Here is a 22,127-nt window from a genome sequence, read left to right on the forward strand (position 1 = left end):
GCCATTGGCGGCGCCTCCGCTTCTTTGGAACGACGTACCCTTGCAAGACCGTGAGATTTCATGACAATTTGGCTCGCCACATTTTCAGGAGACCAAAATGTTTTCTCGCCGCGCCCTTATAGCCGCCGGTCTTTCGACTCTCGTCCTTTCCCCGCTTTCCAGCTTCGCGGCCGAATTGCCCGACCTCGGCGGCAAGACGGTGGTCGTCGTCACCGAAAACGCCTATCCCCCGCTGCAGTTCGTCGACCCGAAATCCGGCCAGGCTATCGGCTGGGAATATGACGCGATGAACGCGATCGCCAAGCGGCTGAACTTCAAGGTCGAGTATCAGAACACGTCCTGGGACGCGATGATCCAGGCGGTGTCCGACGGCCAGTACCAGATCGGCATGACCGGCATCACCATCAAGGACGACCGCAAGGAGAAGGTTGACTTCTCCGATCCCTACATGCGCTCGGAGCAGTTCATGCTGGTGCGCGGCGACGAGATGCGCTTCACCGATGGCAAGAGCTTCGGCGCGTTCACCGACGGCCTGGTCGGCGCGCAGCCGGGCACGACGCCGTTCTACACGGCCGTCTACGAAATCCTCGACGGCAATGAATCCAATCCGCGCATCAAGCTGTTCGAGACCTTCGGCGCGACGGTGCAGGCCCTCAAGACCGGTGACGTGGACGTCGTGCTGACTGACGGCACGGCCGGCAAGGGTTATGTCGACGCCTCGAACGGTGGCCTGAAGCTGATCGGCGGGCCGCTCGGCTCGGAGGATTTCGGCTTCATCTTCCCGAAGGGCTCCGACCTGGTGGCGCCGGTCAATGCGGCGATCGCTGTCCTCAAGGCCGACGGTACGCTGGACGGGCTGAACAAGAAGTGGTTCCTCGACTACAAGATGGGCGAGTGAGCGTGACCGGTAGCGAGGCCGGGGCCGGCTGATGGGCTTCCAGACGCTTCCCGGCGCAAACGGCAAGGACGACTATCCCTGGTGGCTGGTCGCCCTTGGCCTCGTCGCGGCGGCGATCGCCGCCGTGATCATCTTCAACGGCCTCTATGCTCAGGTCTTCATCACCGTGGCGCGGGGCATCGGGGTCACCGTCTTCGTGACGGTGATGGGCTTTTCGCTCGCGACCGCACTCGGGCTTCTGATTGCGCTCGCCGGCTTGGCCGACAGCCTAGTGCTCCGGCAGGCGGCGCGCTTCTACATCGAGGTGGTGCGCGGCATTCCGGTGCTCGTGCTCCTGTTCTACGTCGCCTTCGTCGGCGCGCCGGGTTTCGTCAGCCTCTACAATTTCGTAATCGGCCCGCTCGTCGAGCGCGGCTGGACGACGCCGCTGCAGGTCAGGGACGTCTCGCTGATGTGGCGCGCCATCATCGCGCTGACCATCGGCTATTCGGCCTTCATCGCCGAGATCTTCCGCGCCGGTTTCCAGTCGGTCGACAAGGGACAGATCGAGGCGGCAATGGCGCTCGGCCTTTCCCGCTTCCAGCGTTTCCGGCTGATCGTGCTGCCGCAGGCGATCCGGGTGATCTTCCCACCGCTGTCCAACGACTTCGTCGCCATGGTGAAGGACAGTTCGCTGGTCTCGGTACTCGGCGTCGCCGACATCAGCCAGGCCGGCAAGATCTATGCCTCCGGCTCCTTCCGCTTCTTCGAGACCTATTCGATCGTCGCCTATATTTACCTGATCCTGACGATCGGCCTGTCGCTGCTGCTCAGGCAGCTGGAAAAGCGGATGCGGCAAAAGGGTCAGGCGCGGTAAGCCGCGCCCGGCCGCAGCGCCTCAGAACACCTCCGGCACGTACATTTCTTCGGGCACCGGTCGACGGAAGTAGTCCTCGTTGCGGACGCGCTCCGGCAGCACGATGTGCTCCTTCGGCACGTTCTCATAGGGGATCTGCGACAGGAGATGGGCGATCATGTTGAGGCGCGCCCTTTTCTTGTCGACGGCCTGCACCACCCACCACGGGGCCTCGGCGATGTGGGTGCGATCGAGCATCTCTTCCTTCGCCTTGGTGTATTCCTCCCAATGGATGCGGCTCTCAAGGTCCATGGGCGAGAGCTTCCACTGCTTCAGCGGATCATGGATGCGCATGCGGAATCGGAACTCCTGTTCCTCGTCGGTGATGGAGAACCAGTATTTGAGCAGAATGATGCCGGAGCGGACCAGCATGCGCTCGAATTCCGGCACGTCGCGGAAGAATTCCTCGACCTGGTCGGGCGTGCAGAAGCCCATGACGCGTTCGACGCCTGCGCGGTTGTACCAGGAGCGGTCGAACAGCACCATTTCGCCGCCGGACGGCAGGTGCGGCGTGTAGCGCTGGAAATACCACTGGTCGCGCTCGCGCTCGGTCGGAGCGGGAAGGGCGACGACGCGGCAGATGCGCGGATTTAGCCTTTGCGTCACGCGCTTGATCGCGCCGCCCTTGCCGGCGGAATCGCGGCCTTCGAAAAGGACGACGACCTTGAGTTTCTTGTACTGCACCCAGTCCTGCAGGCGAACCAGTTCGTGTTGAAGCCTGAACAGCTCGCGGAAATAGACCTTTCGGTCGAGGGTCGGCTCGGACAGTCCTTCCGTGACCAGGTCCTCCAGCCGTTCCTCCTCCATCTGCTGTTCGAGTTCTTCGTCGAAACTGTCGACGATCTCGTTCTTGATCCGGTTGAGAAGTTCGTCATCGGGCTGGGACATTTGGGCGATCCTCGCGTTTGTTCTTCGCAGATCATGCATGTTTGCAAGAACGCCGTATGACAGTCGTGTGTCAGCGGGCAGGCGATGCAAAACGATTGCCGGTCCTGTGGAAAACTGTTATGAGGCGCACCATGGGATCGAAATTCGGATGTCTCGCGCCTGATATCTTTGTGCTGCAGGACCACAAGCGTCTTCCGGCACGCTTCTTCGCGCGCGTCTCCGGGGCGCTCAACAGCCGACTCGCCTGAGGCGACCGTTCCGCCGGCCCACGCGGCCACTGACCTATTTCCCGAAATCGACATTTCCGACGGATCAAAGCCATGAGTGCACCCCGTACCCTCTACGACAAGATTTTCGACGATCACCTGGTCGACCGCCAGGACGACGGCACCTGTCTTCTCTACATCGACCGCCACCTCGTTCATGAAGTGACGAGCCCGCAGGCGTTCGAAGGCCTTCGCATGAGCCACCGCCCGGTTCGCGCGCCGCAGAAGACGCTCGCCGTCGTCGACCATAACGTGCCGACCACGCCGGACCGCCACACTGGCATCAAGAACGAGGAAAGCCGCATCCAGGTCGAGGCGCTCGCCCACAACGCAGCCGAGTTCGGCGTCGAGTATTACTCCGAGAACGACAAGCGCCAGGGCATCGTGCACATCGTCGGCCCCGAACAGGGCTTCACCCTGCCGGGCATGACGATCGTCTGCGGCGACAGCCACACCTCGACGCATGGTGCCTTCGGCGCGCTGGCGCACGGCATCGGCACCTCGGAGGTCGAGCACGTCCTAGCCACCCAGACGCTGATCCAGAAGCGTGCGAAGAACATGCTGGTGCGTGTCGATGGCCAGCTGCCGGAAGGCGTGACCGCCAAGGACATCATCCTTGCCATCATCGGCGAGATCGGCACCGCAGGCGGCACCGGCCACGTCATCGAATTCGCCGGCGAGGCGATCCGTTCGCTCTCCATGGAAGGCCGTATGACCGTCTGCAACATGACGATCGAAGGCGGCGCACGCGCCGGCCTGATCGCGCCTGACGAAAAGACCTTCGAATACATCAAGGACAAGCCGCGCGCGCCGAAGGGCGAGGCCTGGGACCAGGCGGTCGCCTACTGGAAGACGCTGCACACCGACGAAGGTGCGCATTTCGACAAGGTCGTCGTGCTCGACGCCGCCAACCTGCCGCCGATCGTCTCCTGGGGTTCGTCGCCGGAAGACGTCGTTTCGATCGAAGGCGTCGTTCCGAATCCGGACGAGATCGCCGACGAGAACAAGCGTGCCTCCAAGTGGCGTGCGCTCGACTACATGGGCCTGAAGCCGGGCACCAAGATGACCGACATCGCGATCGACCGCGTGTTCATCGGCTCCTGCACCAACGGCCGTATCGAGGACCTGCGCGCTGCCGCCAAGGTGCTGGAAGGCAAGAAGGTGGCATCCACCGTGTCGGCCATGGTCGTTCCGGGCTCGGGCCTCGTCAAGGAACAGGCGGAAGCCGAAGGTCTCGACAAGATCTTCAAGGATGCCGGGTTCGAATGGCGCGAGCCGGGCTGCTCGATGTGCCTGGCGATGAACGACGACCGGCTGAAGCCGGGCGAGCGCTGCGCCTCGACTTCGAACCGCAACTTCGAAGGCCGCCAGGGCTACAAGGGCCGCACGCATCTCGTGTCACCGGCCATGGCCGCCGCCGCCGCCATTGCCGGCCATTTCGTCGACATCCGCCACTTCGGCTAAATCCCGGCCGGAATTTCCGTTCACAATCCGAAAGGCCGCCGTCAGCAATGCCGGCGGCCTTTGTGCATCAAGCGTGACGGTGACGGCCTGTGCTCCGGGGGCAACTGCCGCACACTTCACCAGCCGACTGGGTGTGGATCCTCGGGCTTGACCCGAGGATGACGCCCCAATTTGGGCCTTGCCTGTATTTCCCGTCTCAGCAAGCGAAAGCCTGTCATTCGCAGTCAGCCGGTGTTGCGATCGATGATTGCAAAGTGGCGGAAAGTGGCTATCGTCCGACCGTCATGAAACTGTCATAAAAGCAGCAAGCCTGATGTTTCCTCAGCCCGAATTCGTGCCTCCCGCGCCCTGTGCTTCCCGTTTGCAGGCGAACGCATCGTGAGCACAATTGCCGTTGTGCTTGCCCTCGTCGCGGCCATCCTGCATGCGAGCTGGAATGCTTTCCTCCGAAACGGGACCGACCGGCTTTGGTCGGTGACGGTAATGAGCCTCGCGGGCTCGGTCATCGCGCTGCCCTTCGTCGTCCACTTTCCGCTGCCGGGTGCGGGCGCTTGGCCCTATGTCCTGCTCTCCGCCTCGCTGCAGGTGGGCTACAGCCTGTTTCTCGTCGCGGCCTACCGGCATGGCGAACTCGGGCAGGTCTATCCCATCGTTCGCGGCACGGTGCCGCTGCTCGTGACGCTGGGCGGCTTCCTGTTCTTCGGCGAGATCCTCGGCACGTTTCAGACCATCGGTGTCGTGCTGGTGGCGGCCGGGATCATGAGCCTGTCGTTCGGCCGCTCGCGAGCGGCCACCTCGTCGCTTCTCTTCGCCTTCGCTACCGCCCTGATCATTGCCTGTTATTCAACGGTTGATTCGATAGGCGTGCGCCAGGTCGAAAACCCGGCGGCCTACGCGATGTGGGTGCTCTTCCTGTACGGATTGCTGCTTGCGTTGACCTACGCCATCGTCCGGCGCGGTCTCGTCATCGATTTCCGGGCGCCCGCCACATGGAAGGCCTTTGGCGGCGGAGTGGTTGCGCTCACGGCTTACGGCATGGTGGTCGTCGCCTATTCGTTTGCGCCTGCCGGCCTGGTGACAGCGGTGCGCGAGACGAGCGTCGTCTTCGGGGTCATCATCGGTGCGCTTTTCCTGGGCGAGCGGCTGACCGTCCGGCGGGTCGCGGCCTGTGTCATAGTGGCCATTGGCGCGATCTCGGTCAGCCTTTAGACTGCGACAGAGCAGTTCACACCGGGAGGAGGCCGTCATGGCGCAGGACGAGACCGCAGAGAAACCGCTTGCCCCTTCGACCCTGCGGCTGATCCTGCTTCGGCACGCCAAGTCGGACTGGCCCGAGGGCGTCGCCGACGAGGAGCGGCCGCTGGCCGAGCGCGGGCGGAAGGCGGCGGCATTGATGGGCGACTATCTGGCGCGCGAAGGGCTGACTCCCGAACTGGCACTGGTCTCCACGGCACGGCGAACGCGGGAAACCTGGGCGCTGGTGGCGGAGCGTTTGCCCGCAGGTCCCCCGATGCGGCACGAAGCCGATCTCTATGCGGCGAGCGCCGAGGGTATCCTTCGCGTGCTGCGTTCGGTGGATCCCGGCTGTCGTTCGGTGCTGGTGCTCGGTCACAATCCGGGCATGGAGGATCTGGCACTGATGCTTGCCGGCCACGGCGCGGCGACAGCGCGTCGACGAATGGCGGAGAAATACCCGACGGGCGGTCTTGCGGTGATCGATCTTCCGGTCGGGCGATGGGCGGATATCAAGGCGGGAGCAGGTGTGCTCGAGCGCTTCGTGACGCCGCGATCGCTCACGTGAGCGCTGGTTCGGGAACCGGCACGGCTCAACGCCTGAGCAGGAGCGCCTTCATCGCGGCGCTGTCGTTGTAGAAGCCGGCGACGATCTCCATTTCGGCGGGCGTGCAGCCGATCATCAACTTGAGTTCGGTATCCTTCTTGGTAAGGTCGACGGTGCAGACGGCGCCGACGATGGCCCCGGCATCCAAGGAGCCGCGCCAGAGATCGACGCCCTGGCCGTCGATCGCGGTGGTGCCGTCGAGAAAGCCGTAGTCCAGCGGATAAACGATCGCCGGATAGCGCGGGTGGGTCGATCCCTTCGGGCGGTCGACGACGAGGCGGGCGCCGGCGACCAGTGCGTCCAGCGCCTGCCAGAAGGCGGCTTCGTCGTCCGGCCGGGTCACAGGACGGTCAGCACGGTGCGGGGCCCCAGATAGGGCATGAGGCGGCGCATGTCGGTGGGCGAAAGTGCCACGCAGCCTTCTGTCGGCGTGTAGCCGGGGCGGGCGAGGTGGAAGAAGATCGCCGAGCCGCAGCCCCGGCGACGCATGGTCACGTTCCAGTCCATGACGATGCAGACGTCGTAGAGAGTGTCGTCGCGCAGCAGCTTCTCGTGGCTTGCGGAAAAGGGTGCCGTGACCGGCTGGTTATAGGCTGGATGCCCCGGCGCATCGCACCACAGCATGTTCCTGCGGAGGCGGCGGATCGACAGCGTCGTCGGCAGGGCGCCCATGCGGTCGCCGCGGCGATAGCCGGAGAGGAGGCGCATGGAAGCACGAGGTGTCGCGCCGTCTCCTTCCCTCTTGAGGCTAGTTATGCCCGAGCGGCCGAGGGCGGCGCGCATGCGCAGCGGGCCATATTGCAGGATGGCCTGCGTCGACTTTCCGGGGGCACGGCGCACGAGGATGGTCCGCTTCGGCTTCTGCGTTTGTTTCTGCGGCCTTGCCTGCGTGGTCACGAGATTTTGCCTTGTCTGTGAAGATCGGTGTATTCATAGCACTTCGAACACGAGTACAGGCAAGCAGCAAGCGTCTCCCGGTTTGCGAAAAGGTGATTCTGGCTTAAGCAGGATCAGGGCACCGGCGGGGACGAGCGGGAGTAGAACAGCATGACGGCGCGGACCATTCTCCTGGTGGACGACGATAACGACCTTCGCGAAACCCTGGTCGAGCAATTGTCGCTCTACGAGGAATTCTCGATCGCCGAAGCGGACAATGCCACCAAGGGCATCCAGGCCGCCCGGAGCGGCCAGGTCGACCTGATGATCATGGATGTCGGCCTGCCGGACATGGACGGCCGCGAGGCGGTGAAGTTGCTGCGCAAGGGCGGCTTCAAGGCGCCGGTCATCATGCTGACCGGCCATGATACCGATTCGGATACGATTCTCGGCCTCGAAGCCGGGGCCAACGACTATGTGACGAAGCCCTTCCGGTTCGCGGTGCTGCTTGCCCGCATGCGTGCCCAGCTTCGCCAGCATGAGCAGAGCGAGGATGCGACCTTTGGCGTCGGCCCTTATCTGTTCAAGCCGAGCCAGAAGCTGCTGACGACGGAAGACGGCAAGAAGATCCGCCTCACCGAGAAGGAAGCGGCAATTATCCGCTATCTCTATCGCGCCGGCCAGCAGGTCGTCACACGCGACGTGTTGCTCGAAGAGGTCTGGGGCTATAACTCGGGCGTCACGACTCATACGCTCGAAACGCATGTCTACCGCCTGCGCCAGAAGATCGAGCGTGATCCGTCGAACGCTGAAATCCTGGTCACCGAAAACGGTGGCTACAAGATCATTCCCTGACTGAGCGGAGACCGCCATGGCGCTTGCCGACGATATCGATCTGCTTGGCAAGGTGCCGCTGTTTGCGGACCTTTCTCCCGACCAGCTGCGGCTGATCGCGTTCGGCGCCGAGCACCGAACGATCTCCAAGGGGCAGGCACTGTTCCGTGAAAAGTCGCCAGCGGAATGCGCCTATGTCGTGTCGCGGGGGAGAATCGAGCTTTCGACCATCGGCCGCGGTGGAAAGCAGCAGGTCGAGGCGACCGTCGGTCCGGGCGTGATGCTGTCGGAGCTTGCGCTGGTGACCATGGTCGAACGCAAGTTCACCGCGACCGCCCTCGAGGACGGTGACGTGATCCGCATCACGCGTGCGCTCTTTCACCGCCTGCTGGAGGAATATCCGGACATGGCGAGGGTGGTCGAAGGCCGTATCCGCGCGGCGATCGGCTCGCTGATCGACGGGGCGTCTGCGATGGCCGGACGTTTCGAATAGTCCGGCCCTTCGGCTTCAGAGCGAAAAACGCGCCGTGACCGGCACGTGGTCGGACGGCTTTTCCCAGCCGCGCGCCTCCTTCAGGATCTCGATGCCGCGCAGGTTGGCCTTCAGGTCCTCAGAGGACCAGATATGGTCGAGCCTTCGGCCGCGATCTGCGGCGGCCCAGTCCTTGGCGCGGTAGCTCCACCACGTATAGAGTTTCTGGTCGGCCGGAACATGCTCGCGCATCAGGTCGACCCAGTTCCCCTCGCGCATGATGTCGAGCAGGCCTTCGGTCTCGACGGGGGTATGGCTGACGATCTTCAGCATCTGCTTGTGCGACCAGACGTCGTTTTCGAGCGGCGCGATGTTGAGGTCGCCGACGAGGATCGCTGACACACCCGGCTCGGCGCCGGCCTTCAGCTCGCGCATCTCGCGGATGAAATCCAGCTTGTGGCCGAACTTCGGGTTGACGGTACGGTCGGGCTCGTCGCCGCCGGCCGGTACGTAGAAGTTATGGACGCGGATGCGGCGACCGCCCCATTCGAAGATCGCCGAGATGTGGCGGGCGTCGCCCACGCCGCAATAGTCCTGCCGATGGTCTTCGGTCAGCGGAAGGCGCGAGGCGATCGCGACGCCGTGATAGCCCTTCTGCCCATGGATGATGATGTTGCCGTAGCCCAGCGCCTTCAGGGCATCAGCGGGGAACTCGTCGTTCTGGCACTTGATCTCCTGCAGGCACAGGATGTCGGGCGCGACGGTCTTCAGCACATCCTCGACGATCGGCAGGCGAAGCCTCACGGAGTTGATGTTCCAGGTGGTGATCGAAAGGTTCATCGGCGTTCGCTTCCCTGCGGTCTTTGACCGCAAGGTCTAGGCAATTTTGCCGGGGCTGAACAGCGAAAGGCGACCCGGCCGCAAGGCGGGCCGCCTCTTCTCCACAGGGGAAAGAGCGCGGTTCAGCGCTTCTGGCCGTGCACGTCGGCGTAGGGGATCTCGAAGACGCTCGGATCGAGAGCGACGCCGTTCTGGACGTTGAAGATCATCACGGAGGTGTCCTTGGCCTGGACGTCGGTGATCGTCCACTGGCGCAGGTCGAAGGTCTTCGGATCGAACATCAGGGTGATGGTCGAATCGCCGAAGATGGTCTTGTCGCCGAGGACGATGGTGGTGAGGTCGGCCTCCTGCTTGACGTCGCGGACCATCTTGTTGCCGAGGTCGATCTTGTCGGCCAGGAGAAGGCTGAGCGGCGTCTTCGACAGCGGATAGAGGTCCCAGGTCTTCAGCTTCATGTTGCCGATGACGACGTTCTTGCCGTCGGCGATGACGCGCATCGGAGACGGCTTCTCGTAGTTGAACCGCAGCTTGCCCGGGCGCTGGATGAAGAATTTGCCGCCGGTTTGCTCGCCACGCGGGCCGAACTGGACGAATTCGCCCATCATGGTCTTCACCGATGAGAAATGGTCGGCGATCTTCTGGGCAGCTTCGGGGCTTGCTGCGGCCAGCGCGGAGACGGGCAGCGCGGCGAGCGCAAAGCAGGCGGTCGCGCCAAGGACGAACTGGCGTCTGGTGCTCGGCGCGGAGAGGGCAGCCAAACGCTCGGAATTGTCTTCAATCATCCGTAACTCCTTCATTTCTTTCCTGCATCGCCGAAGAAGACGGCGTCTTCATGGCCATGCAGGCGGCGGCCGCAATCCCGGTGAGGCGCCGCCAAGGCAAACGCCGATCCCGGGTTCAAAGTTCACCGCTCGATAATGTCACTCTTCGGTCGGCACGAGGATCTCGCGCTTGCCGGCATGGTTGGCCGGCCCGATGATGCCTTCCTTCTCCATCCGTTCGATCAGCGAGGCAGCACGGTTGTAGCCGATGCCGAGGCGCCGCTGGACGTAGGAGGTCGAGGCCTTGCCGTCGCGCAGCACGATCGCCACGGCCTGGTCGTAAGGGTCGTCCGATTCTGAGAGATTAGACGTGCCGGCCGGGCCTGCGCCACCCTCGTCGTCGTCCTCGTCGATGGTAATCGCTTCGAGATATTGGGGCGCGCCTTGCGTTTTCAAGTAGGCGACGATCTCCTCCACCTCGTTGTCCGAGACGAAGGGGCCGTGAACACGCTGGATGCGGCCGCCGCCCGCCATGTAGAGCATGTCGCCCATGCCGAGCAGCTGTTCGGCGCCCTGCTCGCCGAGGATGGTGCGGCTGTCGATCTTCGACGTGACCTGGAAGGAGATACGGGTTGGGAAGTTGGCCTTGATCGTGCCGGTGATGACGTCGACCGAGGGGCGCTGGGTTGCCATGATGACGTGAATGCCGGCGGCGCGGGCCATCTGTGCCAGACGCTGGACGGCGCCTTCGATATCCTTGCCGGCGACCATCATCAGGTCGGCCATCTCGTCGATGATGACGACGATATAGGGGATCGGCTGGAGATCGAACTCCTCCGTCTCGTAGACTGCCTCGCCGGTCTGGCGGTCGAAGCCGGTCTGAACGGTGCGGGTCAGCACCTCGCCCTTGGCGAGTGCCTGCTCGACGCGGCTGTTGAAGCCGTCGATGTTGCGGACGCCGATCTTCGACATCTTCTTGTAGCGCTCTTCCATCTCGCGCACGGTCCATTTGAGCGCGACGACCGCCTTTTTCGGATCGGTGACGACCGGCGAGAGAAGATGCGGGATGCCGTCATAGACGGAGAGTTCGAGCATCTTGGGATCGATCATGATCAGGCGGCACTTCTCCGGCGGCAGCCGGTAGACGAGCGACAGGATCATGGTGTTGATGGCGACCGACTTGCCCGAGCCGGTGGTGCCGGCGACCAGCAGATGCGGCATCTTGGCGAGATCGGCGATCACCGGCTCGCCGCCGATCGTCTTGCCGAGTGCCATGGCGAGCTTGGCCTTGTTGCCGTCGAAGTCGCGGCTGCCGATCAGCTCGCGCAGATAGACGGTCTCGCGGGTCTGGTTCGGCAGCTCGATGCCGATCGCGTTGCGGCCGGGCACGACGGCGACGCGGGCGGCGATCGCGCTCATCGAGCGGGCGATGTCGTCGGCAAGGCCGATGACGCGCGACGACTTGATGCCGGGAGCGGGTTCCAGTTCGTAGAGCGTGACGACCGGACCCGGGCGGACATGGATGATCTCGCCCTTGACGCCGAAATCCTCAAGCACGCCTTCCAGCATGCGGGCATTGTGTTCGAGCGCGTCGGCCGAAAGGGTTGCGTCGCGGGCGACGGCCTTGGGTTCGGCGAGCAAGTGGACCGAGGGGAGCTGGAAGCCGTCGGGCTTCAGCAGCGAGCCCTGGGCATCGCGATCGACGCGGGCGCCGACCTTCGGCCGGGGCGCGGGTGCGGAAACACGCGCGGAGGCTGCCGGTGCGCCACGGTGGGCACCGGAGACCGGCGAGGGCGCCCAGTGGTCGTCGTCTGGCAGGATGCCGGCCGGGCGCGGCATGTCGTCGAGATCGAAGGGGGCGTCGTCATCGTCGTCGATGTCGCTGCTGATCGGCGGCGGCGAGACGACATGGCGCGAAGGCGGAGCGACGCGAGAGGAGACAAACGGGCCTCCGTCGAGCGACGGCTCGCGGCGGTCGAAGGTGGCGGGAGTCTTGGGACGAACCGGCTCGTTCAGCGTACCGAACTCGTCGTCATTGAAGTCGTAGGGCTGTTCGAAGCGGCGGGCGCGATCGACGGGTTTCAGGCCGAGCACGCGACGGAACCGGGCGCGCATCGTGTACCAGTTATGGGTGAAGGCTCCGAGCGCGAGCGCAATCGGCCCCTCTTCGTCATCATCCTCTTCGTCCTCGACGTTGCGGGCGACGGTCTTGGTGCGTGACGGCGCCACAGGCTGTTCGAATTCGAGATCGTCGAGCGCTTCCCGGCCGATGATGCCGGAGGCGAAAAGCAGCAACCAGGCTGCCGGGACGGAGAGGATCCCGCCCAGCACCATGGAGACGGTGCCGGTCGGATAGGCGCCGATGAAAAGGCTCGGAAAACGCAGGATCATGTCGCCGAAGACGCCGCCGATGCCGTTCGGGATCGGCCAGGTCGCGGGCGGTGGAAAGCAGCCGATGACGGCAGACGAGACGATCGATCCGACCGCCCAGGCGGCGATTCGGGCCGGAATGCGGTTGAGCTGGCGGCCGCTGATCAAGGCGAGCGACCAGGCCAGGACCGGCAGCAAAGCGAGCAGGCTGGCGAGACCGAAGAACTGCAGCATGATGTCGGCGAAGATCGCGCCGCCGTGGCCGAGGATGTTGGTGGGTTCGTTGGCGGTCGCGTAGGAAAGGCTGGGGTCGGCGACATTCCAGGTGGCGAGCGCGGCGACCGCCAGCACGAGGCCGAGGAAGAGGGCGAAGCCGACAAGCGACAGGAACTGCCGCAACACGAAAGCGCTGAGCGCAAAGCGGCTGGACTGATCCCCGATCGCGCTCGAATTGCCTCTGCTCATCTGTCCGTCCGCCGTTTCGTAACCGTGTGACCCAAGGGTTCGGGCCGGGCGGCGCGCATGGAGCGGCCACCATTGAGGCACCTTACATGCGCGACAGTTAATGGTGCATTAACCATGAGCGCCTGGGTGCCGTGGAATTCGGGCACAAAAAAGCCCGGACCGCTGGTCCGGGCAAAGCACGACTCGCCGTTCGACGGCCGTGACGGGAGGATAAGCCGCGCCGGCGAACCGGCGCGGCGATAGCGCTTAGTTGTGGTAGGCGGCTTCGCCGTGCGAAGCGAGGTCGAGACCCTCGCGTTCGGCTTCGACCGGTACGCGCAGGCCGACGATGACATCGACAATCTTGTAGAGGACCGCAGAGCCGATACCCGACCACAAGACGGTGACGATGACGCCCTTGAGCTGTGCCCAGACCTGGGTCGCCGTGCCGGCGTAACCGGCGGCGAAGTCGGCCGTCGAGTAGTCGACGATGCCGGCGCCGCCGAGAGCGGGGTTGACGAATACGCCGGTCAGGATGGCACCGATGATGCCGCCGATGCCGTGCACGCCGAAGACGTCGGCGGTGTCGTCATAGCCGAACTTGTTCTTCACGGTGGAAACGAAGAAGTAGCAGATCGGAGAAACGACGAGACCCATGATGATGGCGCCCATCGGGCCGGCGAAACCGGCGGCAGGCGTGATCACGACGAGGCCGGCAACTGCACCGGACGCGGCACCCAGCATGGAGGCCTTGCCGCGGGCAAAGGTCTCGACGATCGACCAGGAGACGATCGCAGCTGCGGTGGCGACGAAGGTGTTGATCATGGCGAGCGCGGCATAGGCGTTCGATTCCAGGTTGGAACCGGCGTTGAAACCGAACCAGCCGACCCACAGCAGTGCGGCGCCGACCATGGTGAGAGTCATCGAGTGCGGAGCCATCATGTCCTTGCCGAAGCCGGTGCGCTTGCCGACCATAATGGCGCCGACCAGGCCAGCGATGCCGGCATTGATGTGAACAACGGTGCCGCCGGCGAAGTCGATGGCGCCGAAGCTGAAGATCAGGCCGGTCGGGCCGTCATAGGCGCTCGGGCCGCCCCAGAACCATACCATGTGGGCCATCGGGAAGTAGATGAAGGTGAGCCACAGGATGGTGAAAAGGATGACGGCCGAGAACTTGATGCGTTCCGCAAAGGCGCCAATGATGAGGCCGGGCGTGATGGCGGCGAAGGTCATCTGGAAGATGACGAAGGTCAGTTCGGGAATGGCGACGCCCTTGGAGAAGCTTTCCGCCATCGTCGTGACGTCGACGCCGGCCAGGAACATCTTGGAGAAACCGCCGACGAAGCTGTTCAGCGAACCGCCGTCAGTGAACGCCAGCGAGTAGCCGTAAGCAACCCAGATGAGCATCGCGACCGCGGCGATCATCAGCACCTGCATGGCCACCGAAAGCATGTTCTTCGTGCGCACGAGGCCGCCATAGAAAAGGGCAAGCCCCGGAACCGTCATCATCAGAACCAACGCCGACGAAACGAGCATCCAGGTGGTGTCGCCCTTGTCGACGGTCATTGCCGGAGCAGCGGCTGCAGCTTCCGCGACGGCGGGTGCGGCTTCCTGCGCAAAGGCGATCGCCGGCGCAAGAAGCGCGGCAGCGGCCACGCCTGCACGGCCGAAGTTGGAAGAAAACTTGGAAAATGACATCAGAAAAAACTCCCCTAACGGCCGTTCTTACAGAGCTTCGGAATTGGTTTCGCCGGTGCGGATGCGCACGGCCTGGTCGATCGAGTAGACAAAGATCTTGCCGTCGCCGATCTGACCGGTCTTGGCAGCGGAAGCGATCGCTTCGACGGCCTTGTCGGCCAGCTCGGAGGCAACGGCGATCTCGATCTTCAACTTCGGCAGAAAGCTGACGGCATATTCGGTGCCGCGGTAGATTTCGGTGTGCCCCTTCTGGCGGCCGTAACCCTTCACTTCGGTCACGGTCAGGCCCTGAATGCCAACAGCGGTGAGGGCTTCGCGCACCTCATCCAGCTTGAACGGCTTGATGATGGCCATCACAATCTTCATCTGGTTTCCCATCCTTTGCTTGTCCTCGGCCCCGAGCCGACTCTCCTTGCCGTCGGCAAGAACATTCGCCGAGCGACTGGATGGAGACATTCAAAGTATGTGCCAGTTTGAAAGAGGCTAAAAAGTTATGGAATTATAAACACTTAAGAATCGGCACCCAATAAAGGAGCATTTGGTCGGCGCATGTGCGCCTAAAATATGGGCAAAACCTCTATTTTGCTCTCGATTTAGGCATCTGCCCTTTTCCGGATCAAACCTTCCTGGGCGACCGAAGCGACGAGCACGCCGTCGCGGCTGTAGATGCTACCGCGCGTCATGCCGCGGGCGCCGGACGCGCTCGGGCTGTCCTGGGTATAGAGCAGCCAGTCGTCGAGCCGGCAGGGGCGATGGAACCACATGGCGTGGTCGAGGCTGGCGGGCTGGATTTCCGGATTGAAGATCGACGTTCCGTGCGGATAGAGCGAGGTATCGAGCAGGGTCATGTCGGACAGATAGGCGAGCATGGCATACTGATAATGGTGGTCGTCCGGCACCGGCCCCGTGGTACGAACCCAGATATGCGCGGTCGGGTCGAGCTTCTCGTTTGAGATGTAATGGGTGAGCGACACTGGGCGGATCTCGATCGGTCGCTCGCGGCCCCAGTAGCGCTTGACGGTGTCGGGAGCCTGGGCGAGGAAGACCTCGCGGAATTCCTTCTCGCCCATCAGGCTGTCAGGTTGCGGTACGTCCGGAATGGACATCTGGTGATCGTAGCCGGGTTCTTCGATCTGGAACGAACAGGACATTGCGAAGATGGTCTTGCCATGCTGGACGGCGACGACGCGGCGGGTGGTGAAGCTCGTGCCGTCGCGGGTGCGTTCGACCTCGAAGATGATCGGCACGGACGGATCGCCGGGGCGGACAAAATAGGCGTGCAGCGAGTGGACGTGCCGGTCAAGGTCGACGCAGCGCTGGGCCGCCATCAGGGCCTGGGCGATGACCTGGCCGCCGAACACCCGCTGCCAGCCGTTCTGTGGGCTCTTGCCGCGGAACAGGTTTTCCTCGAGCTTTTCGAGATCCAGCGTCTCGATCAGCCGGTCCATGGCAGTGGGATTTTCGCTCGAATTCGGCATAATAGCGCGCCCCGCTTGTAGGAACTAGTTCAACGCTGATCTATATAGGAGCGCGGGCGTGCACAAGGGTAAAGGAATTTCGTCATGCTGGATTTGCTGATCGTCGGCGGTGGTTATGTGGGGCTCTCGGTCGCGGTCGCGGTCAAGCAGGCGGCCCCGCATCTTGCCGTGGAAGTGATCGAGGCGGCGCCCGAAGAGGCGTGGAAAAAGGATCCACGCGCCTCGGCGATCATTGCCGCCGCCACCAAGATGCTTGACGTGTTCGGCATCTGGGACTTGATCGAGCCGGAGGCCCAGCCGATCACCAGGATGATCGTCACCGATTCGAAGACGTCCGATCCGGTCCGTCCGGTGTTCCTCACCTTCGACGGCGCTGTGGAAGAGGGGCGGCCGTTTGCCCACATGATCCCGAATGTCGCGATGGTTGGTGCGTTGCGGGAAGCCTGCAGCAGGGCCGGTATCACGATTCGCCACGGTGTACGCGCGGTCGGCTTCCGCAATGCCGGTCCGGCGGCCGAGCTTTCTCTCTCCGACGGTTCCGTCGTTTCAGCGCGGCTGGTCGTCGCCTGCGACGGCGTACGTTCGAAGCTTCGCGACCTTGCCGGCATCAAGACCGTCAGCTGGAATTATGGCCAGTCCGGCATTGTGACGACCGTCGAGCATGAACGTCCCCACGAGGGAGCGGCGGAGGAACATTTCCTGCCGGCCGGCCCCTTTGCCATCCTGCCGCTCAAGGGCAACCGTTCGTCGCTGGTCTGGACCGAGCGCACGGACGATGCCGACCGGCTGGTCGCGTCCGACGACCTCGTCTTCGAGGAGGAGCTGGAGCGTCGCTTCGGCCACAAGCTTGGAACGATCCGCGCCGTCGGCGACCGCCGCGCCTTTCCGCTCGGCCTGACGCTCGCACGCGAATTCGTGGCGCCAAGGCTGGCGCTGGCGGGTGACGCCGCCCACGGGATCCATCCGATTTCGGGCCAGGGCCTCAATCTCGGCTTTAAAGATGTCGCCGCACTCGCCGAGACGATCGTCGACGCGGACCGCCTCGGTCTCGATATCGGCGATCTCAACGTGCTGGAACGCTACCAGACGTGGCGCCGTTTCGACACGTTCCGAATGGGCGTCACCACCGACGTGCTGAACCGGATGTTCTCCAACGACATCACGCCGCTTCGTGTCCTGCGGGACGTGGGGCTCGGCATGGTTGACCGCCTGCCGGGCCTTAAGTCCTATTTCATCCGCGAAGCCGCCGGGACCGCCGGCGGCGGGCGGCCGAAGCTTCTGGCCGGCGAGGCGATCTGAGTTTCGCCGTCCGGCAACGCCGTCGCCAGGGTGTGTGCCGATCCCGCCGAAAGCCCATCTTGCGGCGCCGTGTGACCGTCACTAGGTTCACCGCGACCCGAGAGTTCAGGAACAAGACCCATGCAGTTTACCGGCACCGCCGACTATATCGCCGACAAGGACCTGATGGTCGCTGTCAATGCGGCAATCGCACTCGAGCGTCCGCTGCTGGTGAAGGGCGAACCCGGCACGGGCAAGACCGAGCTTGCCCGCCAGGTGGCCGCGGCGCTTGGCCTCGACATGATCGAGTGGAGCATCAAGTCGACGACGAAGGCGCAGCAGGGCCTCTACGAGTATGACGCGGTCTCGCGGTTGCGCGACAGCCAGCTTGGCGACGAGCGGGTCAACGATGTTCGCAACTATATCCGCCAGGGAAAGCTGTGGCAGGCCTTTGCCGCAGGCCGCAAGACGGTCCTCCTGATCGACGAAATCGACAAGGCCGACATCGAGTTCCCGAACGACCTCCTGCAGGAACTCGACCGCATGGAATTCCATGTTTACGAGACCGGCGAGACGGTGAAGGCGAAGGTGAGGCCGATCGTCATCATCACCTCCAACAACGAGAAGGAACTGCCGGACGCGTTTCTGCGCCGCTGCTTCTTCCACTATATCCGTTTCCCCGACGCCGAAACGCTCTCGCGCATCGTCGAGGTCCACTATCCGGGCATCAAGCAGGCGCTGATCCGCTCGGCACTCACCCAGTTCTATGAGATCCGCGAGACGCCGGGCCTGAGAAAGAAGCCCTCGACCTCGGAGGCCCTCGACTGGATCCGGCTGCTGGTGGCCGAGGATGTCGATCCCGCCGACCTGCGTGTCGATCCGAAACAGGCCCTGCCCAAGCTGCACGGCGCGCTCCTCAAGAACGAGCAGGATGTGCATCTCTTCGAACGGCTGGCTTTCATGGCGCGTCGTGAGGGGCGCCAGGGCTGACGTTCCGTTCTTGCCGGCCGCGGCGCAATATCCTTTTTCGTTGACCCGCCGCGGCGGGAAAGCTATCTAGGATCGTCCCGTGGTGATTTGGCCGGCCGGCTTGCAGCCACGTTAAAGAAGTCGCTAAAGGGGCCGAGGAAAGTCGTATTTTCCCGTGCACCGGTCGCGATTTCTCGCCGCCGGTTTTATTTTGCGGTTTTGCCGCCGATGCTGGGAATGAAACGATGCCGATCAGGATACCCGATACGCTGCCCGCCTTCGAAACCCTCGTCCACGAGGGTGTGCGGGTGATGACCGAGACGGTGGCCGTCCGCCAGGACATTCGCCCGCTGCAGATCGGCCTGCTCAACCTCATGCCAAACAAGATCAAGACCGAGGTCCAGTTTGCCCGCCTGATCGGCGCTTCGCCGCTGCAGGTCGAACTCAGCCTCGTCAGGGTCGGCGGCCACAAGGCCAAGAACACCTCAGAAGAACACCTGCTTTCCTTCTACCAGACCTGGGAAGAGGTGAAGGGCCGCAAGTTCGACGGCTTCATCATCACCGGCGCCCCGGTCGAGACGCTCGAGTACGAGGACGTCACCTACTGGAGCGAGATGGAGCAGATCTTCGACTGGACCGAGACCAACGTCCATTCGACGATGAATGTCTGTTGGGGGGCGATGGCCGCCATCTACCATTTCCACAAGGTGCCCAAGCATGCGCTGAAGCAGAAGGCGTTCGGCGTCTATCGCCATCGCAACCTCGCGCCGTCCTCGGTCTACCTCAATGGCTTTTCCGACGACTTCCAGGTGCCTGTGTCGCGCTGGACCGAGGTGCGCCGTGCCGACATCGAGAAGGTGCCGTCGCTCGAGATCCTAATGGAATCCGACGAGATGGGCGTCTGCCTGGTGCACGAGAAGCGCGCCAACCGGCTCTACATGTTCAATCACGTCGAATATGATTCGACCTCGCTCGCCGACGAGTATTTCCGTGACGTGAACGCCGGCCAGCCGATCAAGATGCCGCACGACTATTTCCCGCACAACGATCCGACAATCGCGCCGCTCAACCGCTGGCGCAGCCACGCCCACTTGCTGTTCGGCAACTGGATCAACGAAATTTACCAGATGACGCCGTATGATCTGCAGGACATCGGGCTGGAGCGCTGACATGGCTGGCAATGTGGAGATACGATCACTTCTCGCCGAGGACGAAACCGTCTGGCGTCGCCTGTGGAAGGACTATCTCGCCTTCTACAAGACGGAACTGCCGGAAGAGATCTATGCCACGACGTTTGCGCGGCTGACCGAAAACGAGGCCGGAGACTATCGCGGCCTCGTGGCCCTCGTTGATGGTCGGCCCGTGGGCCTTGCACATTATCTCTTCCATCGGTCCTGCTGGCATATCGATAACATCTGCTATCTTCAGGATCTCTATGCCGATCCAGAGATCCGCGGCAGTGGTGTCGGCCGCGCGCTGATCGAAGAGGTGTACGAGAGGGCTCGCGCCGAAGGGTCGAAGGAGGTCTACTGGATGACGCAGGAGTCTAATGCGACCGCGCGCCGGCTCTACGATCGGATCGCTGAGAAGACGCCCTTCATCATCTACCAGAAGAATTTCTGACGGCGATGTTCATCCCCTTCTTCCTCAATCTCAAAGAAGCGAAGGTTCCGGTCACGCTCCGGGAGTTCCTGGCTCTTCTCGAGGGCATGGAGAAGGGACTGGCCGCGTTCGACACGGAGGCCTTCTACTTCCTTGCCCGGACAGCGCTGGTGAAGGACGAGCGCCATATCGACCGTTTCGACCGGGTCTTTTCCAAGATCTTCGGCGGGCTGGAGGCGGCTTCGGGTGGGGACGGCGTGGATAGCGTGCCGATCCCGGAAGAATGGCTGAGGAAGCTCGCCGAAAAGCACCTGTCGGACGAGGACAAGAAACTGGTCGAGGCGCTTGGCGGTTTCGAAAAGCTGATGGAGACGCTCAGGCAGCGGTTGGCCGAGCAGAAGGAGCGCCACCAGGGCGGCTCGAAATGGATCGGCACGGCGGGAACTTCGCCCTTCGGCGCCCATGGCTACAATCCGGAAGGCGTGCGGATCGGCCAGGACGAGAGCCGCCATCGCCGCGCGGTCAAGGTCTGGGACAAGCGCGAGTTCCGCAATCTCGACGATACGGTGGAGCTCGGCACTCGCAACATCAAGGTGGCGCTGAGGCGCCTGCGCCGCTTCATCCGCGAGGGGGCGGCGGAGGAATTCGACCTTACCGGGACGATCCGCGCCACGGCCGAACACGGCTATCTCGACTTCAAGACGCAGCCCGAGCGCCGCAATGCCGTGAAGCTCCTGATGTTCTTCGATGTCGGCGGCTCGATGGACGACCATATCCGCACCGTCGAGGAGCTGTTCTCGGCGGCCCGGTCCGAATTCAAGCACATGGATTACTTCTACTTCCACAACTGCCCCTATGAGCGGGTTTGGAAGGACAACAGCCGCCGCATGGCCGAGGTCATCCCGACCGCCGACGTCATCCGCACCTATGGCTCTGACTACCGGCTGATCTTCGTTGGCGACGCCTCGATGAGCCCCTACGAGATCACCCATTCCGGCGGGTCTGTCGAGCACTGGAACGCGGAGGCGGGCGCCGTCTGGGTCGACCGGCTGACCGGGCACTTCCGCCGCAGCCTGTGGATCAACCCGCTCAGCCAGGAGCGCTGGACCTACACAGCTTCGGTCGGGCTGATCCGGCGCCTGATGGGCGGGCGCATGTTTCCGCTGACGCTTGGCGGGCTGGAAGAGGCTGCGCGCGAGCTCGCACGATAAACAGCCGAAAGGCGGAGGAGAACCAAAATGGCAGGCAGCGAAGTGTTCGGCACCACCGAGGCCGGTGAAGCGGTCCGGCGCGTCACGCTGTCCGGCGGAGGCCTGACGGCCAGGATCATCACCCTCGGCGCGACGATCCAGGACCTGCGGCTCGACGGCCATGCCGCGCCTCTGGTGCTCGGCTTCGAGCGCCTCGAGGATTACGAGCGCCATTCGCCCTATTTCGGCGCGACTCCCGGCCGGTGCGCCAACCGGATCGCGCATGGACGCTTTTCCATAGACGGCGTCGACTACCAGCTCGAATGCAATGAGCGCGGCGTCACCCATCTGCACGGCGGCTCCACCGGCATGGCGCAGCAGAACTGGTCGATCGTCGATCAGGGTAGCGATCATGTCACGCTCGAGGTGGTCGATCCGGACGGCCGGGCCGGCTATCCGGGAAATTGTGTAATCCGCGCCACCTACGCGCTGAAGGCGGAGGGCGTGCTTTCCGTCGTTTACGAGAGCTCGGCGGACCGAGCCACCATCGCCAATGTCTGCCAGCATTCCTATTTCAATCTCGACGGCCGCGACGACATTCTCGGCCATGACCTGATGATCGCCGCCGACCATTATCTGCCGGTCGATCAGGACCTGATCCCGACCGGCGAAGTCCGGGCGGTCGCGGGAACCGCCTTCGATTTCCGCAGTGCCGCTCCGATCGCCCGTGAGGAGGACGGCAAGCAGGTTCCCTTCGACCACAATTTCTGCCTCACGCGCGAACGCGGGGTCAAGCATTCGATCGCGCTGGTGCGCAGCATCAACTCCGGCGTCGCCATGGAAGTGCGCACGACCGAGCCGGGCGTACAGTTCTACGCCGGCGTCTATCTCGACGTGCCGGTGCCGGGGCTGGAAGGCCGGACCTACGGTCCCTATGCCGGCTTCTGCCTGGAGACACAGATCTGGCCGGATGCCGTCAACCATCCGGACTTCCCGGCCGCGGTCCTCCGGCCCGGCATGGTGTTGCGCCAGGAAACGGACTACGTGTTCACCAAAAGCTGAGT

Annotated in this window: 22 protein-coding genes and 1 riboswitch; of the genes, 13 read left to right on the forward strand and 9 right to left on the reverse strand. The window is 63.4% G+C overall.

The features are described from left to right. Positions 1 to 97 precede the first annotated feature (97 nt). Together ACX93L_RS17075 and ACX93L_RS17080 are read left to right on the forward strand one after the other, a co-directional pair. Positions 98 to 898: a transporter substrate-binding domain-containing protein gene (locus ACX93L_RS17075; RefSeq protein ID WP_459405934.1), complete on the forward strand. Its 801-nt coding sequence runs from the start codon at positions 98 to 100 to the stop codon at positions 896 to 898. Between the two features lie 31 nt (positions 899 to 929). Continuing rightward, positions 930 to 1,754: an amino acid ABC transporter permease gene (locus tag ACX93L_RS17080; RefSeq protein ID WP_459405935.1), complete on the forward strand. Its 825-nt coding sequence runs from the start codon at positions 930 to 932 to the stop codon at positions 1,752 to 1,754. Positions 1,755 to 1,775: 21 nt separating this feature from the next. On the opposite strand, the gene ppk2 is transcribed toward ACX93L_RS17080, so the two are convergent. Then, positions 1,776 to 2,681, reverse strand: coding sequence for a polyphosphate kinase 2 (gene ppk2, locus ACX93L_RS17085; protein ID WP_459405936.1), 906 nt, complete (start codon positions 2,679 to 2,681; stop codon positions 1,776 to 1,778). 320 nt (positions 2,682 to 3,001) lie between these two features. Between ppk2 and leuC the strand changes: the two genes are divergently transcribed. The 3 genes from leuC to ACX93L_RS17100 all read left to right on the forward strand — a co-directional run bounded on the left by leuC (position 3,002) and on the right by ACX93L_RS17100 (position 6,212). Further along, on the forward strand, positions 3,002 to 4,411 hold the full coding sequence (gene leuC / locus ACX93L_RS17090) for a 3-isopropylmalate dehydratase large subunit (protein WP_459405937.1): 1,410 nt from the start codon (positions 3,002 to 3,004) through the stop codon (positions 4,409 to 4,411). Positions 4,412 to 4,789: 378 nt separating this feature from the next. Then, on the forward strand, positions 4,790 to 5,620 hold the full coding sequence (locus tag ACX93L_RS17095; RefSeq protein WP_459405938.1) for an EamA family transporter: 831 nt from the start codon (positions 4,790 to 4,792) through the stop codon (positions 5,618 to 5,620). Between the two features lie 37 nt (positions 5,621 to 5,657). Beyond that, on the forward strand, positions 5,658 to 6,212 hold the full coding sequence (locus tag ACX93L_RS17100) for a SixA phosphatase family protein (RefSeq protein ID WP_459405939.1): 555 nt from the start codon (positions 5,658 to 5,660) through the stop codon (positions 6,210 to 6,212). A gap of 25 nt (positions 6,213 to 6,237) precedes the next feature. Here the strand turns inward: ACX93L_RS17100 and ACX93L_RS17105 are convergent, their stop codons facing one another. Continuing rightward, positions 6,238 to 6,594 (reverse strand): hypothetical protein, encoded by a 357-nt coding sequence (locus tag ACX93L_RS17105; protein ID WP_459405940.1) that lies wholly within the window; start codon positions 6,592 to 6,594, stop codon positions 6,238 to 6,240. Next, positions 6,591 to 7,148: a L,D-transpeptidase family protein gene (locus ACX93L_RS17110; protein ID WP_459405941.1), complete on the reverse strand. Its 558-nt coding sequence runs from the start codon at positions 7,146 to 7,148 to the stop codon at positions 6,591 to 6,593. The genes ACX93L_RS17105 and ACX93L_RS17110 overlap by 4 nt, the downstream gene beginning before the upstream one ends. Positions 7,149 to 7,298: 150 nt before the next feature. Between ACX93L_RS17110 and ACX93L_RS17115 the strand changes: the two genes are divergently transcribed. Together ACX93L_RS17115 and ACX93L_RS17120 are read left to right on the forward strand one after the other, a co-directional pair. After that, a complete protein-coding gene (locus ACX93L_RS17115; protein ID WP_169593290.1) occupies positions 7,299 to 7,982 on the forward strand; it encodes a response regulator transcription factor in 684 nt (227 codons plus the stop codon). A gap of 16 nt (positions 7,983 to 7,998) precedes the next feature. Next, on the forward strand, positions 7,999 to 8,454 hold the full coding sequence (locus tag ACX93L_RS17120) for a cyclic nucleotide-binding domain-containing protein (RefSeq protein ID WP_459405942.1): 456 nt from the start codon (positions 7,999 to 8,001) through the stop codon (positions 8,452 to 8,454). Positions 8,455 to 8,469: 15 nt separating this feature from the next. On the opposite strand, the gene ACX93L_RS17125 is transcribed toward ACX93L_RS17120, so the two are convergent. From ACX93L_RS17125 to tesB, 6 genes are all read right to left on the reverse strand, one after another. After that, positions 8,470 to 9,273 carry an exodeoxyribonuclease III gene (locus tag ACX93L_RS17125; protein ID WP_459405943.1) on the reverse strand — a complete coding sequence of 268 codons (804 nt, stop codon included), beginning with the start codon at positions 9,271 to 9,273 and terminating at the stop codon, positions 8,470 to 8,472. Positions 9,274 to 9,395: 122 nt separating this feature from the next. Then, positions 9,396 to 10,070, reverse strand: coding sequence for an outer membrane lipoprotein carrier protein LolA (locus ACX93L_RS17130; RefSeq protein WP_169593296.1), 675 nt, complete (start codon positions 10,068 to 10,070; stop codon positions 9,396 to 9,398). 123 nt (positions 10,071 to 10,193) lie between these two features. Further along, complete coding sequence (locus ACX93L_RS17135; RefSeq protein ID WP_459405944.1) at positions 10,194 to 12,869, reverse strand: DNA translocase FtsK; 2,676 nt, start codon at positions 12,867 to 12,869, stop codon at positions 10,194 to 10,196. Between the two features lie 246 nt (positions 12,870 to 13,115). Beyond that, positions 13,116 to 14,546, reverse strand: a complete 1,431-nt coding sequence (locus tag ACX93L_RS17140; RefSeq protein WP_459405945.1) for an ammonium transporter — start codon at positions 14,544 to 14,546, stop codon at positions 13,116 to 13,118. Positions 14,547 to 14,573: 27 nt separating this feature from the next. Further along, positions 14,574 to 14,924 (reverse strand): P-II family nitrogen regulator, encoded by a 351-nt coding sequence (locus tag ACX93L_RS17145; protein WP_169593302.1) that lies wholly within the window; start codon positions 14,922 to 14,924, stop codon positions 14,574 to 14,576. 215 nt (positions 14,925 to 15,139) lie between these two features. Then, entirely contained in the window at positions 15,140 to 16,024 is an 885-nt protein-coding gene (gene tesB / locus ACX93L_RS17150) for an acyl-CoA thioesterase II (RefSeq protein ID WP_459405946.1), read from the reverse strand. An 84-nt stretch (positions 16,025 to 16,108) separates the two neighbouring features. Here tesB and ACX93L_RS17155 point away from each other — a divergent pair, with 84 nt between their 5' ends. From ACX93L_RS17155 to ACX93L_RS17180, 6 genes are all read left to right on the forward strand, one after another. Further along, positions 16,109 to 17,323 (forward strand): ubiquinone biosynthesis hydroxylase, encoded by a 1,215-nt coding sequence (locus ACX93L_RS17155; protein WP_459405947.1) that lies wholly within the window; start codon positions 16,109 to 16,111, stop codon positions 17,321 to 17,323. Between the two features lie 120 nt (positions 17,324 to 17,443). After that, positions 17,444 to 18,292, forward strand: a complete 849-nt coding sequence (locus tag ACX93L_RS17160; protein WP_459405948.1) for an AAA family ATPase — start codon at positions 17,444 to 17,446, stop codon at positions 18,290 to 18,292. Positions 18,293 to 18,361: 69 nt separating this feature from the next. Next, positions 18,362 to 18,440: riboswitch (SAM riboswitch) on the forward strand. Positions 18,441 to 18,516: 76 nt separating this feature from the next. Beyond that, positions 18,517 to 19,440: a homoserine O-acetyltransferase MetA gene (metA, locus tag ACX93L_RS17165; RefSeq protein WP_459405949.1), complete on the forward strand. Its 924-nt coding sequence runs from the start codon at positions 18,517 to 18,519 to the stop codon at positions 19,438 to 19,440. A 1-nt stretch (position 19,441) separates the two neighbouring features. Further along, the gene (locus ACX93L_RS17170; protein ID WP_459405950.1) at positions 19,442 to 19,894 is read left to right on the forward strand and encodes a GNAT family N-acetyltransferase; all 453 of its coding nucleotides are present in this window, start codon (positions 19,442 to 19,444) and stop codon (positions 19,892 to 19,894) included. Between the two features lie 5 nt (positions 19,895 to 19,899). Continuing rightward, on the forward strand, positions 19,900 to 21,084 hold the full coding sequence (locus ACX93L_RS17175) for a vWA domain-containing protein (RefSeq protein ID WP_459405951.1): 1,185 nt from the start codon (positions 19,900 to 19,902) through the stop codon (positions 21,082 to 21,084). 27 nt (positions 21,085 to 21,111) lie between these two features. Beyond that, the gene (locus ACX93L_RS17180; protein ID WP_459405952.1) at positions 21,112 to 22,125 is read left to right on the forward strand and encodes an aldose epimerase family protein; all 1,014 of its coding nucleotides are present in this window, start codon (positions 21,112 to 21,114) and stop codon (positions 22,123 to 22,125) included. Positions 22,126 to 22,127: the final 2 nt, after the last annotated feature.

Source organism: Rhizobium sp. CAU 1783 (assembly GCF_054551725.1).

What these genes read in the sequence shown, in the direction of transcription:
- ACX93L_RS17075 (WP_459405934.1), top strand. Translation starts at nt 98, where the DNA reads ATGTTTTCTCGCCGCGCCCTTATAGCCGCCGGTCTTTCGACTCTCGTC.
- ACX93L_RS17130 (WP_169593296.1), bottom strand. Translation starts at nt 10,070, where the DNA reads ATGAAGGAGTTACGGATGATTGAAGACAATTCCGAGCGTTTGGCTGCC.
- leuC (WP_459405937.1), top strand. Translation starts at nt 3,002, where the DNA reads ATGAGTGCACCCCGTACCCTCTACGACAAGATTTTCGACGATCACCTG.
- ACX93L_RS17170 (WP_459405950.1), top strand. Translation starts at nt 19,442, where the DNA reads ATGGCTGGCAATGTGGAGATACGATCACTTCTCGCCGAGGACGAAACC.
- ACX93L_RS17080 (WP_459405935.1), top strand. Translation starts at nt 930, where the DNA reads ATGGGCTTCCAGACGCTTCCCGGCGCAAACGGCAAGGACGACTATCCC.
- ACX93L_RS17145 (WP_169593302.1), bottom strand. Translation starts at nt 14,924, where the DNA reads ATGGGAAACCAGATGAAGATTGTGATGGCCATCATCAAGCCGTTCAAG.
- ACX93L_RS17115 (WP_169593290.1), top strand. Translation starts at nt 7,299, where the DNA reads ATGACGGCGCGGACCATTCTCCTGGTGGACGACGATAACGACCTTCGC.
- ACX93L_RS17155 (WP_459405947.1), top strand. Translation starts at nt 16,109, where the DNA reads ATGCTGGATTTGCTGATCGTCGGCGGTGGTTATGTGGGGCTCTCGGTC.
- ACX93L_RS17180 (WP_459405952.1), top strand. Translation starts at nt 21,112, where the DNA reads ATGGCAGGCAGCGAAGTGTTCGGCACCACCGAGGCCGGTGAAGCGGTC.
- ACX93L_RS17120 (WP_459405942.1), top strand. Translation starts at nt 7,999, where the DNA reads ATGGCGCTTGCCGACGATATCGATCTGCTTGGCAAGGTGCCGCTGTTT.
- metA (WP_459405949.1), top strand. Translation starts at nt 18,517, where the DNA reads ATGCCGATCAGGATACCCGATACGCTGCCCGCCTTCGAAACCCTCGTC.
- ppk2 (WP_459405936.1), bottom strand. Translation starts at nt 2,681, where the DNA reads ATGTCCCAGCCCGATGACGAACTTCTCAACCGGATCAAGAACGAGATC.
- tesB (WP_459405946.1), bottom strand. Translation starts at nt 16,024, where the DNA reads ATGCCGAATTCGAGCGAAAATCCCACTGCCATGGACCGGCTGATCGAG.
- ACX93L_RS17100 (WP_459405939.1), top strand. Translation starts at nt 5,658, where the DNA reads ATGGCGCAGGACGAGACCGCAGAGAAACCGCTTGCCCCTTCGACCCTG.
- ACX93L_RS17160 (WP_459405948.1), top strand. Translation starts at nt 17,444, where the DNA reads ATGCAGTTTACCGGCACCGCCGACTATATCGCCGACAAGGACCTGATG.
- ACX93L_RS17135 (WP_459405944.1), bottom strand. Translation starts at nt 12,869, where the DNA reads ATGAGCAGAGGCAATTCGAGCGCGATCGGGGATCAGTCCAGCCGCTTT.
- ACX93L_RS17140 (WP_459405945.1), bottom strand. Translation starts at nt 14,546, where the DNA reads ATGTCATTTTCCAAGTTTTCTTCCAACTTCGGCCGTGCAGGCGTGGCC.
- ACX93L_RS17175 (WP_459405951.1), top strand. Translation starts at nt 19,900, where the DNA reads ATGTTCATCCCCTTCTTCCTCAATCTCAAAGAAGCGAAGGTTCCGGTC.
- ACX93L_RS17125 (WP_459405943.1), bottom strand. Translation starts at nt 9,273, where the DNA reads ATGAACCTTTCGATCACCACCTGGAACATCAACTCCGTGAGGCTTCGC.